This is a genomic window from endosymbiont of Lamellibrachia barhami, from assembly GCF_011947365.2.
In the GTDB taxonomy this organism is placed as follows: Bacteria; Pseudomonadota; Gammaproteobacteria; order Chromatiales; family Chromatiaceae; genus QGON01.
On record NZ_JAAVSH020000001.1, the window covers coordinates 3,016,962 to 3,029,589 of the forward strand.

At 57.6% G+C, this 12,628-nt stretch carries 10 protein-coding genes; 7 read left to right on the forward strand and 3 right to left on the reverse strand.

Features of this window, described 5'->3' with window-relative positions; translation table 11 throughout:
• The first annotated feature begins 62 nt into the window (after positions 1-62).
• The gene (gene hyoA, locus G9Q73_RS13765) at positions 63-4,433 is read left to right on the forward strand and encodes an NACHT domain-containing antiphage protein HyoA (RefSeq protein ID WP_246345265.1); all 4,371 of its coding nucleotides are present in this window, start codon (positions 63-65) and stop codon (positions 4,431-4,433) included.
• Between the two features lie 404 nt (positions 4,434-4,837).
• Here the strand turns inward: hyoA and G9Q73_RS19730 are convergent, their stop codons facing one another.
• The 3 genes from G9Q73_RS19730 to ftsY are packed head-to-tail and all read right to left on the reverse strand — an operon-like array spanning position 4,838 to position 6,392.
• A complete protein-coding gene (locus G9Q73_RS19730) occupies positions 4,838-5,077 on the reverse strand; it encodes a hypothetical protein (protein ID WP_246345267.1) in 240 nt (79 codons plus the stop codon).
• Positions 5,078-5,127: 50 nt separating this feature from the next.
• Positions 5,128-5,400, reverse strand: a complete 273-nt coding sequence (locus G9Q73_RS19735; protein WP_246345269.1) for an ATP-binding cassette domain-containing protein — start codon at positions 5,398-5,400, stop codon at positions 5,128-5,130.
• A gap of 5 nt (positions 5,401-5,405) precedes the next feature.
• A complete protein-coding gene (gene ftsY / locus G9Q73_RS13775) occupies positions 5,406-6,392 on the reverse strand; it encodes a signal recognition particle-docking protein FtsY (protein WP_177420281.1) in 987 nt (328 codons plus the stop codon).
• A gap of 254 nt (positions 6,393-6,646) precedes the next feature.
• Here ftsY and G9Q73_RS13780 point away from each other — a divergent pair, with 254 nt between their 5' ends.
• From G9Q73_RS13780 to ggt, 6 genes are all read left to right on the forward strand, one after another.
• Positions 6,647-8,011 (forward strand): M16 family metallopeptidase, encoded by a 1,365-nt coding sequence (locus G9Q73_RS13780; protein WP_177420282.1) that lies wholly within the window; start codon positions 6,647-6,649, stop codon positions 8,009-8,011.
• Complete coding sequence (locus G9Q73_RS13785) at positions 8,001-9,323, forward strand: M16 family metallopeptidase (RefSeq protein ID WP_177420283.1); 1,323 nt, start codon at positions 8,001-8,003, stop codon at positions 9,321-9,323. The genes G9Q73_RS13780 and G9Q73_RS13785 overlap by 11 nt, the downstream gene beginning before the upstream one ends.
• Before the next feature lie 110 nt (positions 9,324-9,433).
• Positions 9,434-10,009 (forward strand): 16S rRNA (guanine(966)-N(2))-methyltransferase RsmD, encoded by a 576-nt coding sequence (rsmD, locus tag G9Q73_RS13790; protein ID WP_177420284.1) that lies wholly within the window; start codon positions 9,434-9,436, stop codon positions 10,007-10,009.
• Positions 10,010-10,088: 79 nt separating this feature from the next.
• The gene (gene coaD / locus G9Q73_RS13795; RefSeq protein WP_177420285.1) at positions 10,089-10,565 is read left to right on the forward strand and encodes a pantetheine-phosphate adenylyltransferase; all 477 of its coding nucleotides are present in this window, start codon (positions 10,089-10,091) and stop codon (positions 10,563-10,565) included.
• Positions 10,566-10,654: 89 nt separating this feature from the next.
• Positions 10,655-10,909: a YfhL family 4Fe-4S dicluster ferredoxin gene (locus tag G9Q73_RS13800; RefSeq protein WP_177420286.1), complete on the forward strand. Its 255-nt coding sequence runs from the start codon at positions 10,655-10,657 to the stop codon at positions 10,907-10,909.
• Between the two features lie 28 nt (positions 10,910-10,937).
• Complete coding sequence (ggt, locus tag G9Q73_RS13805) at positions 10,938-12,593, forward strand: gamma-glutamyltransferase (protein ID WP_177420287.1); 1,656 nt, start codon at positions 10,938-10,940, stop codon at positions 12,591-12,593.
• Positions 12,594-12,628: the final 35 nt, after the last annotated feature.

The following is a 12,628-nucleotide window of genomic DNA, read 5'->3' on the forward strand; positions in this document are numbered from 1 at the left end:
TCGGGGGAAAGCCAATTCCCCCGCCATGTTGCGACGAAAGGCACACACTATACTCCTGATCCATGAATTTACCAGACAACCTGCCAACCAGAATCCATCGCAGTTTTCATGAGCTTTCGGACGAAGCGATCACAGCTAATGAGCAGACTTCCATTCTGACCCAGATGGGTTGGTCTGGGGCATTTGGGTGGGACGTGCTACTCACGTCCCAGCGTGTTTTGATCGTTTCAGAGGCTGGGGCGGGTAAGACCTACGAATGCCAGTCCAAGCAGACCGCGCTATGGAAGGCTGGCGAGGCCGCCTTTTATTTGGATCTTGCGGAGCTTTCCCGCAACAACCTGCATGATCTCCTGCTGGCCGAAGAGGAGGAACGCTTCGACGCCTGGCTCGCATCGCAATCCGACGTCGCTACCATCTTCCTCGATTCAATCGACGAATTGAAGCTAACGCTTGGGTCGTTTGAAGCAGCGCTAAAGCGCCTCAACAAGGCGATGATGGGGCAGCTCGGTCGTGTCAGGATCGTGATCACGACGCGACCGATTCCAGTCGATTATCGCCTGATCCAGCAGCTCCTGCCGATTCCCCAAAAGAACGAGCCGACTGCGAGCGATGAAGCCTTCGCCGACATCGTGATGAACAAACAGCACGACAACGAGAAGGACGATAAAACCACCAATGCTGTTCCGGAATGGCGGAATGTTGCGCTGATGCCGCTCTCGGATGATCAGATCCGGGAGATGGCAGCCCTTCAAGGAGTGACCGAAGCGGATGCACTGATTGAAGATATCCGCAAGCGCAACGCGGAGGATTTTGCCCGGCGGCTGCAAGACTTGATCGAGCTATGCACCGATTGGCGCGACCATCGTCGTATCCGCACCCACCACGAGCAGGTCGCACATAATATTACAAACAAGCTGAAGCCACGCACGGATCGAGCAGAAAAGGTGCAGCTCACAGAGGAGAAAGCGCTTGAAGGTGCCAGCCGCCTAGCACTCGCCGCACTGCTTACTCGCAAGCTCACCCTCCGTCACAGCGCGGAAGCCGACAAGGGCGGCGAGCCAGGAACTGCCTTGGACCCGGCGGCAATCTTACCCAACTGGTCAGCTAACGAGCGTGAGACTCTGTTGGAGAGGGCGCTATTCGGTTTTGCGAGCTATGGCCGAGTGCGGTTCCACCATCGATCGGTAATCGAGTATCTTGCGGCCCAGCGGCTGGTGAGCAAGCTGGACTGCGGCATGACGATGAAGGCGGTCAAACGCCTGCTGTTTGCCAAGACTCCGCAGGGTATCAAGGTCGTGAAGCCGTCGATGCGGCCAGTCGCTGCCTGGCTTGCTTTCTCCCAGCCGACCATCTTCTGTGAAGTACGTAATCGCGAGCCCAATGTCTTGCTTGATTATGCCGACCCGGAATCACTGACGCCACCGCAGCGCATTGATGCCTTGCGTACCTACGTCGAGCACTACGGTCAAGGTACCTGGCGCGGTATGCATGTTCCGCGCGTACAAGTTCACCGTTTCGCCTCGAATGAACTCGCCCCTGAAGTCCTGCGTCTGTGGAAATCAGGGATCGAGAATCCAGAAGTTCGGGAGCTACTTTTGGAACTCGTCGCAGCAGTCCCGATGCGGGACGGCGCCGACATCGCCTATTCAGTCGTCATGCAGGGCGATGCGGATAGTGGCGAGCGTATAGACGCGCTTGAAGCACTGATAAAGCTTAACGACTCTCGCCTTGAGGCGGTGACCCTCTCTATGGAGACCGATCCAGATATCTGGTCCAATCGGCTCCTTAAAGCCTCGATACAGAAGCTCTTCCCAACACATATCCCAGTTGAGCGCTTGTGCCACATTCTCTCGCAAGTCACCGAATCACCGCACAACGCACACGACCTAAACTGGTTCTGGACGCACTCGATTGCCGAAGGCGATATGACGCACAGCTACCTTGAAGAATTTTGCGCTGGGCTAACCAATCTTGTGACTGAGAGCGCTGAATGGAATAAGGAGCGGCATCACATAGTAACTCCAAGGCAACATCTCGTTGCCCCGCTTGCCGCTGTCTGTCTTCGCCAGCTGAAGGAAGGGGGCCCATCGGGCGTTGTAGTCAACTCAAGTGTTATGGCCTTACGGTTTGCCCGAGACGAATACAGTCACAACGAGCCGGCCTCCGACTTGCGGAAGACGCTTTCGCAGTTGCCGGCACCGGCGAGGGAAGCGGCATTTTGGGCCGATGATGCCTTCAATCAGAGTCTTCACTCGCAAGAAGATCCGTGGAACCGCCTCTACGAGGTCGGCTATCGCGGCGCAATCAGATTGAATGCCAGTCAGGACGCGAGCTGGATCCTGGCGAACCTCTCAGATCAGAAGCGGCCAATAGCTGAGCGCGCCATGATGCTCGAAACAGCGGTACGCCAAGTGTGGGACGGTCAAGGCGAATGGCGCGACTATGTTCTGACACTGAAGGACCGTGTTGCCGATTGCCCCACGCTCGCGGCGCGTATCGACGACCACCTCAATCCTGCCCCTGTAAACCGCGAACTTGCCCGCATGGAAGCACAGCATCAGAAGCGTTCGAAGCAGGCTAAACGCCGCCAAGCCAAGGATCATGCGAGCTGGATCTTGTTCTGGCGAGATGTGGCCAACAATCCGGAAACAGCTTTCAGTCCCGACCGAGCCGGAAATACCGCCTGGAACTTATGGCAAGCGATGGAACGCTCCGGCTTGGAAAGCCGCGCCTCCGGGTGGAACCGCCGTTTCATAGAGCAGCATTTCAGCAAAGAGATCGCCGATCGGCTACGCTCGGCGATGACGAGCATCTGGCGCGACGACCGGCCCACACTTCGCAGTGAGCGCCCTGAGGGCGAGAAGGGAACCTTCCTGATTCGCTGGCAGCTCGGTCTTGCGGCTATTGCAGCGGAAGCCGAAGACCCAAGCTGGGCGCGGAAGCTGCCTGTCGATGAAGCGAAATTAGCGGCTCGTTACGCGCCGATCGAATTGAATGGCTTCCCGTCTTGGCTTGAGAGCCTTGCTGAAGCGCATCCTACCGCCGTCGAAGATGTGCTCGGCCCGGAGCTCTTAATCGAACTAGACGAGATCGCCACCACCCATTCTCATTCTACTTCCTTGCAGAATATTAGTTATGCTGCCCCGCCCCTTGCTACCTTATTTTTTCCGAGACTCCGAGCCTGGTTCGATGAGAACGTACAACGCATTCGGGAGGGCGAGGATAACAATGGAGTGGCGGAGCGCCTCCGAAAGGTAGTCGACGTACTGTTGAAGTACGGGGACAATGAGACGCGTGAGCATATTCGCACGATGGCGGTGCAGCAGCTCGCTAGCGAACTTGATCCAGTCTTTGGGTATGTATGGCTTCCTATCCTGATGCGTTTGGATCCCGGCGCAGGGGCAGAACAACTCGAGCAGGGCTTGAGTGGTGTAGAACCCGAGCCACAAGGGCCGGGCGTGGTTTGGATTGCTCTACTGTTCGGAGATCGCCATAGCGGAGGGCTGATCGATCTCCGCAAACCCGAATTTACTCCGGCCTTGCTGCTTCGGCTTGTGTGTCTTGCTTATCGCTATGTGCGGCCTTCGGAAGACATCATTCATGAGAGCACCTACTCTCCTGGCAACCGAGATCATGCCCAGCAAGGGCGCGATGCCCTACTAAGTGCCCTCTTGGACGCAAAGGGCCCCGAAGGTTGGGAGGCGAAAATCGAAATGGCCGACAATCCGTTATTTGCGCATTTTCGCGATCGGGCCTTATTGCTTGCGCGCGAGAAGGCAGCCGAGGAATCCGATGGAGTGGCGCTCTCCGAGTCCGAGGTAATCGCTCTCGACCGCAACCGGGAAGCGCCCCCTGCCACCCGTGACGAGATGTTCGCGCTCCTGGTAGACCGCCTTGACGACCTAGACGATCTGTTGCTTCACGACGATTCACCGCGCGCTGCATGGGCTGGAATTTCCGACGAGAAAGTAATGCGCCGTGAAATCGCGCGCGAACTGCGCAATGCCGCTAACCACGCTTACACCGTCGATCAGGAGAGCGTGACGGCCGACGAGAAGGAAACCGACATCAGGTTGCGTTCCGCTATTTCTGATCAACAGGCAGTGATAGAGCTGAAGCTAGGTGATGGACGCACGGGTCGTGACTTGCGTGATACCGTCAAGGAGCAACTCGTGACTAAATACATGGCACCGGACACATGCCGTTCCGGGTGTCTGTTGGTCGCCGTATCCAAAGATCGCACTTGGGAGCACCCAGATTCCAACAAGCGCCTTAATGTTGCCGGGCTCAAAGCAATGCTTCAGGCGGAGGCGTCGAATATCGTTACCGAGATGGGATTGGCTCTGCTGCTCACCACTCGAGTACTTGATCTGCGGCCACGTCTTCCGACCGAGAAAGCGTCGGCGACGGTACAGAAGCGGGAGCTAGTTTAAAGCTGACCCAGGCGGACCAGCAATGCTGCTATGTTGCGGAGCGACTCCATCTCAAATCGACCATGTCAGTACACAGTAATTGCCATCCAGGATCACGGAATCACTATTCCAGACGGTTTGGCTTGCGCTTGAAAAGGTCAATACACTGACCCACTATAGGGTTTCGGGCAGATCACCGGGCAAGTGAGCACGCTGTTATTTTGGAACCGCGTACTCTTGCGCGAGTCCAGCTCCACTTTTCCCAGCGTAAGATGAATCATTGAATCCATGAGTCGGCAATACATGCTTGGACCCGACTCAGTCATAGAGCGCATCGTTAATCCACTTAATCATCGTCCATCACCTGAATGTTATTTTTTGCGCCACCAGCCAAAACCACGCTGCTTGAAAATGTGGAGAAATTTTCATTGCTCGACACTGAAAGAGCTACGCAAAGCTCGCATAATCATAAAAGGACTTTCAGCTCCCACACCACCCAGCCTGCTGCTGGAGATCAACGACGAACTGGCTTCACCGCGCGGGCGATGCCGACTCCGCTGCTGTTCTCCGCCGGAGAGGGTGATTGGCGCTGCCTTCTCTTTGTTCAGCAGCCCGACCTTATCCAGTGCGGTGCACGCGGCGGGAAAGATCTCCTTGTATCCCATGCCCGGAGACCACCAACGGCAGCACCACGTTATCGAAGATTCTGGTGCGGTCACAGCAGCCGGTGGTCCTGAAGATCTATCCCACCTCGCGCCGGTGGTAGGGAATCTGGCTGTTCTTCAGGCGGGTGAGGCTGCGGTCGTTGACGTGCACCTGGCTCGCTGGAGCGTTCCAGCAGGCCAATCAGTTTAAGCAGGGTACTCTTGCCTGCGCCTGAGTGGCCCGTGAGGAAGACCATCTCTCCCGCTTCGATACGAAAACTGACGCCGGCCAGGCCGGTATGTCCGCCGGGGTAGCGCTTGCTGACGTTATCGAAGTGAATCATCAGATCTATTGCTCGAACAGGGCGTCCACAAACTCTTCGGCATCGAACTCCTGCAGGTCTTCGATGGCCTCGCCGACGCCGATAAACCGGATCGGTACTTTCACCTTGTCGGCGATGGCGAAGATCACGCCGCCTTTTGCAGTGCCGTCCAGTTTGGTGATGACGATGCCGCTCAGTCCAACCGTCTTGTTGAACTGCACCGCCTGGTTGACCGCATTCTGTCCGGTACCCGCATCGACCACCAGCAGCACCTCGTGGGGCGAGGAGGGGTCTATCTTCTTCATTACCCGGGCGATCTTTGCCAGTTCGTCCATCAGATTGGCCTTGGTGTGGAGACGGCCGGCGGTGTCGGCAATCAGTACATCGACCTTTCTGGCTGTGGCGGCTTTAAGGGCGTCGAAGATGACAGACGCGGAGTCGGCGCCGGTGTGCTGGGCGATCACCGGTACCTCGTTGCGTTCGCCCCATGCCTGCAATTGCTCCACGGCTGCGGCGCGAAAGGTATCGCCTGCGGCAAGCATCACGCTCTCGCCATCCATCTGGAGCTTGCGCGCCAGCTTGCCGATGGTGGTGGTCTTGCCGGCGCCGTTGATGCCGACCATCAGCACCACCAGGGGTTTGTCCTGTTCAGCTTTTGCCTGCGGGGCCTCGTTGGCTTGCAGAATGTCGAGCAGCTGCGCCTTGAGAAGACGGCTCAGCGCCTCTGGGTCGGCAAGTTCTTTGCGTTTTACCCGCCCGGTCAGATCGTCGATGATGCGGCTGGTGGCATCGACGCCCACATCGGCGGTGAGCAGCAGGGTCTCCAGGTCCTCCAGCAGTTCATCATCGATGGTCTTGCGGCCCAGTACCAGGTCGGCCAGGCCGTCACTGAGGTTGTGGCGGGTGCGCGCAAGACGCTCTTTGAGACGGGAGAAGAGACCCTGTTTCTCTTGTGGTGACGGTTCGGGTATTGCCGCCTGCTCCGTTTTTTTCTTCTTTCCAAATCCGAACATGTAGAGGTTTTCCTGCTTGGTGTGAGGAACTCTATCGGTTCTCTGCACTCATAATTTTCTGTTTGGACAATCCCGGCAAGCTTTGGAACAATGCTGTCAGGATATTAGTCAACAAATACAAATGAAGTGCTGAACGGCTCCATGAGAGTTATTCGTCACTTTTTAAACGGACATTCTTACAAGCCGACAACTGCATGTAAAACGGATTTACCCTGTTTTGATCTGCTTTGGTGGCTGACACAGAGGTTTTTTTGATGAATCGACTGCTATTTGCGGTGGCCCTGACACTCTTCGTGAGTGCGTTCGCGGTACAGGCCCAGGTCCATGAGCACCAGCTGAAAAATGGTCTCAAGGTGATCGTAAAAGAGGACCATCGGGCGCCGATTGTGGTCTCCCAGGTTTGGTACAAGGTAGGTTCCAGCTACGAACATGGTGGCATAACGGGTGTCTCCCATGTGCTGGAACATATGATGTTCAAAGGGACTGAGAAGCACCCGCCGGGAGAGTTTTCCCGAATCATTGCCGCCAACGGCGGCAGCGAGAATGCCTTCACTGGCCGTGACTACACCGCCTATTTTCAGACCCTGTCGAAGGACCGGCTGCATGTCTCCTTTGAGTTGGAGGCGGACCGCATGCGCAATCTGACCCTACCGGCAGAAGAGTTTGCCAAAGAGGTTGAGGTGGTGAAGGAGGAGCGCCGCATGCGCACCGAGGACAAACCGCAGTCCCTCACCTATGAGCAGTTCAATGCGGGCGCCTATGAAGCCTCCCCCTACCGCATCCCTGTTATCGGCTGGATGTCGGATCTGGATGCGATGCAGGTGGAGGATCTGCGGGTCTGGTATCGCAAATGGTATGCCCCGAACAACGCCACTCTGGTGGTAGTGGGTGATGTTGAACCCAAGGCGGTATTCGCCTTGGCGGAAAAGCATTTTGGTCCATTGAAGGCGGAAAAGGTCGATCAGCCCAAACCCCGTGCCGAGCCGAAACAGCGCGGCATCAAACGTTTCGTGGTCAAGGCGCCGGCGCGGCAGCCCTACGTTCTGCTGGGCTTCAAAACGCCAGTGATCGGCAAGGCGGATGAGGCGTGGGAACCCTATGCGCTGGAGATGCTCTCCTATGTGCTGGACGGTGGCAGCAGCGCCCGGCTGACACGCAACATGATCCGGGGCAGCAAGAATGCTGCTGCGGTGGATGCGGACTACAGTGCCTTCTCCCGTCTGCCCGGTATGTTGATGCTGGATGCCACGCCGGTGCCGGGCAAGGATATCGCTAAAATCGAGGCGGAACTTCTGGCTGAGGTGGAGCGGTTCAAGACGGAACTGGTCAGTCAGGATGAGCTGGCCCGGGTGCGCAATCAGATTGTTGCGGCCAAGGTATTCGAGAAGGATTCGGTCTTCTATCAGGCGATGCTGATCGGCCGTCTGGAGACGGTGGGGCTCGACTGGCGGCTGGCGGATGAGTATGTGGATCATCTCAAGGCGGTCACTGCCGAGCAGGTCCAGCAGGTGGCCCGGAAGTATCTGATTGAAGACAATTTGAGTGTGGCGAAACTCGATCCCCAGCCGATGGATGGGGCGAAACAGCGTCGCGCTGCTGGAGGTCGACATGGAAAGTAAGTTTTTTTCGAAACTCATGCTGCTGGCACTGGGTTGGCTGCTCTCCGGCAGTCTGCTGGCAGGGCCGGTCATACAGACCTGGCAGACCGCAAACGGCGCCAAGGTGCTCTACGTTCCTGCCCCCGAGATACCGATGGTCGATGTGCGGGTTGTGTTCGATGCGGGTAGCGCCCGTGACGGGGGCAGTCTGGGTGTGACCTCTCTGACCAATACTCTGCTCACCGAAGGGGCGGGTGATTGGAGTGCAAATGAGATCTCCGAACGCTTGGAGAATGTAGGTTCCAGTCTGAGTACGGGTTCCCTGCGCGATATGGCCTGGGCATCGGTGCGCAGCCTCACCGAACAGAATGCATTGAATACCACACTGGATACCCTGGCGGCGGTGCTGGCTCAACCACGGTTCAACACGGAAGATCTGGAGCGGGAACGACAGGCAACCCTCGCCAGTCTGCTGCAGGATGAACAGTCGCCGGGCACTACCGGCAAGAAGCGGCTCTATCACCTGGTTTATGGCGACCACCCCTATGCGCCCGATTCGGAAGGCACCACCGCATCGGTGAAGGCGCTGACCCGCAAGGAGATTGTGGCCACCTACAAACGGCTCTATGTGGCGCGTAATGCACTGGTCGCCATTGTGGGGGCGGTGGATCGCGGGCAGGCGGAAGCGATGGCGGAACGGGTGGTCGGTGGATTGAAGCCGGGTGAACATTCGCCGAAGCTGCCGCCGGTCCCGGCACTGAAGGAAGCGGTGATGGAAACTATCGAGTTTCCCTCCACCCAATCCCATATCTACGTGGGCCAGCCGGGTATCCGGCGGGGTGACCCGGACTACTTTCCCCTCTATGTCGGCAACCACATCCTGGGTGGCAGCGGTCTGGTCTCACTGTTGAGTGAAGAGGTGCGGGAGAAGCGGGGACTCGCCTACAGTGTCTACAGCTATTTTCTGCTGATGCGCCAGCCTGGCCTGTTTCAACTGGGGTTGCAGACCAAGAACTCGCAAGCGCAGCAGGCATTGCAGATATTGACCGATACCCTGCTGCAGTTTGTCGAGGATGGGCCGACGAAATCGCAGTTGACCGCAGCCAAGCAGAACATCACCGGAGGATTTCCTCTGCGCATTTCATCCAACAGCAAGATCGTGGAATACCTGGCGGTGATCGGTTTCTACAACCTGCCTCTGGACTATCTCGACGCCTTTACCGGGAAAATCGAGGCGGTGACTGCGGACCAGATTCGCAGTGCGTTCCGTCGGCGGGTGCATCCGGATCGGATGGTGACGGTGAGGGTAGGGAAGGTGACAGATGACAGATGACAGATGACAGTGCGTAGGCCTGATCAAGCGTAGCGGATCGGGCATCGTTGAATTTCTGAACGAACGGGGTTGCCGGTTCCGCTACGCTTGAACCGGCCTACACTAAATCGATGCCAAAAAGATCCTTCAACCAGGTGCGTATTATCGGCGGTGTACATCGCGGCCGAAAACTCGATTTCCCTGACCTGCCTGGCCTGCGGCCTACCGGCGACCGGGTTCGTGAAACCCTCTTCAACTGGCTGCAGCCGCTGATTCCCGGGGCACGCTGCCTGGATCTTTTTGCAGGCAGTGGCGCACTGGGGCTGGAGGCGGCTTCACGGGGTGCCCGGGAGGTGGTGATGCTGGACTCTGCTGTCGCCGTTACGCGGCAACTTGAGGTCAATCGTTCTCTGCTGCAGTTGGACCGGCTTGAGATCTTCCGCGCCAATGCCCTTACATGGTTGGTGGAGCAGCGACCATCCCAGCCCTTCGACCTGGTCTTTCTCGATCCCCCCTTTGCCGATAACCTGCTGGCGGAGAGTTGCCGCCTGTTGCAGTCGCATGGCTGGCTGGCAGACAGTGCCCGGATCTATCTGGAGGACGATGCCGGGCGAGGACTTCCAGTGCTGCCGGAGGGGTGGGAGTTGCTCAAAGAGAAGAGAGCGGGGCAGGTCCGATATGGACTGGCACGCTTTTCACTTCCCTGAGTCGCGCCAGGTGACAAATATCATTCCTTTCATGGGTTTCTGCTACTATCATCTTATTTCGAAATAAAGGTCTGAAGTGATGCCGGTAGCTGTCTATCCAGGAACCTTCGACCCGATCACCAATGGCCACAGCGATCTGGTTGCGCGAGCGGCGAGGCTGTTCGATCGGGTGATACTGGCGGTGGCCGTAAATCCCGGCAAGAGTCCGGCCTTCGATCTGGAACAGCGGGTGGCGCTGGCAGAGACTGTGCTGGCGGATATCGACAATGTGGAGATCTGCGCCTTCGATAACCTGCTGGTTGAGTTTGTGCAGCAGCGCGGGGCGGATGTGATCCTGCGTGGTCTGCGTGCCGTTTCGGATTTTGAATATGAATTTCAGCTGGCTGGTATGAACCGGCGGCTGGCGCCCAAGGTGGAGACACTCTTCCTCACTCCGGCCGAGCAGTTTGCCTTTATCTCCTCGGGGCTGCTGCGGGAGATCGCCGCTCTGAAGGGTGATGTATCCGAATTTGTGCATCCTGAAGTCCAGGCTGCATTGCGAGTGCGTTATGGCTGACACCGATTGATCGGGAAGATCGATAGTGTTTTTCAGAGGCGAACTCGCTAGAATCCATTTCATTTTAATTAACCGCCAGGAGAAATAGAATGGCGTTGATCATTACCGATGAGTGTATCAACTGTGACGTTTGCGAACCCGAGTGCCCCAATGGCGCGATCACTCAGGGTGACGAGATCTATGAGATCGACCCCGATCTCTGCACCGAGTGTGTCGGACATTATGAAACGTCTCAGTGCGTCGAGGTCTGTCCGGTAGACTGTATCCCCATTGATCCAGAGCACATAGAGAGCCAGGAAGAACTCCACGCCAAGTATCTGAAGATCACCAGTGAGGCGGAATAGACCGCTGAACAGGCACTCGAAGGCTCCCTTGAGGAGCCTTTTTTTCTGCTTCTTCGTCGCTTTATCCAGCGTTGCTGCGGCGCTGGAGAAACCCTCTGCTGCGGCCATCGCCAGCGCCCATCCTTTGGCTACAGAGGCGGGACATCGCATACTCGATGCCGGTGGCAACGCCTTCGATGCAGCCGTGGCGGTGAGCGCTGTGCTGGCAGTGGTGGAACCTTACAGCTCCGGTATTGGTGGTGGTGGCTTTTGGCTGCTGCATCGGGCCAGGGACGGCTTCGAGGTCATGGTGGATGGACGTGAGCGGGCGCCGTTTGCCGCCCATCGTGATCTCTATCTCAATGAGTCCGGCAAGGTGAAACCGGGCCTCTCCATCAACGGCCCTCTGGCAGGCGGCATCCCCGGTGAACCGGCAGCGCTGGTGCATATCGCTGAAAAGTATGGCCGTTTGCTCCTCAAGACCTCTCTGGCTCCGGCGGTTCGGTTGGCGCGTGATGGCTTTCCGGTGGATGACTATTATCTGCGTATGGCGGGGTGGCGGCTCAAGGCATTACGCCAAGGCGGTGATGCCAAGAACATCTTTCTCAACGCCGGTGAATTGCCTGCTGCAGACGCCTTGTTGCGCCAGCCCGATCTGTCACGAACCTTGACTGCGCTGGCTGAGAAAGGACGGGAGGGTTTTTATCAGGGCGAAGTGGCATCCCGGCTGGTGGAGGGTGTCAGACAGGCCGGCGGGATCTGGACCCTGAAGGATCTGCAGGAGTACCGGATTGTTGAGCGGGAGCCGGTTCGGGGTGAATATCGGGGGTTGAAGATCACCAGTGCCGCTCTCCCCTCTTCCGGCGGTATCGTGCTGGTAAGCATGTTGAACATGCTGCAGGGATTGGGGCTGGAGTCAGCGGATGAGGCAACCCGAATCCATCTCATTATTGAGACGATGCGCCGCGCCTACCGTGACCGTGCCGACTACATGGGCGACCCGGATTTTGTGGATATCCCGGTCGGGGCCTTGATCCACCCCTGGTATGCGGCCGGGCTGGCGCGGGACATCCAACGCGACCGGGCAACTCCCAGCGTCGGTAATATCGGTGGTTCCGGTGAAGGCCGGGATACCACGCATTTCTCTATCCTCGACCGGGAGGGTAATCGGGTTTCGGCGACCTTGAGTATCAACTATCCTTTTGGCTCCGGCTTCATCCCACCGGGAACCGGTGTGTTGCTCAATGATGAGATGGATGATTTTTCAGCCCGGCCAGGGATGCCCAATGTCTACGGGCTGGTGGGGGGTGAAGCGAACGCCATCGCTCCGGGCAAGCGGATGCTCTCCAGTATGTCACCCACTTTTGTTGCAAGTGAGGAGGGGGTGGCGATACTCGGCACGCCGGGCGGGAGCCGCATCATCACCATGCTGTTGCTCGGAATTTTGGAGATTGCCGATGGAAAGGGACCGCAGGCGTGGGTGGATCGGCCGCGTTTTCACCACCAGTATCTGCCGGATCAGGTGCAGTTCGAACCCGGGGCGCTGGAAAATGGGGTGCGCACCAAGCTGTCTGCGATGGGTCATTCGCTGAAACCCCTGGATTCGTCCTATGGGAATATGCAAGCGGTCTACTGGAACCGCCGCAGTGGCGAGGTGACGGCGGCGAGCGATAGTCGAGGCATCGGTGAGGCGCAGGTGCGTTGATACCAAGCCATTCAGACTCACCAGTATCCCTCCAC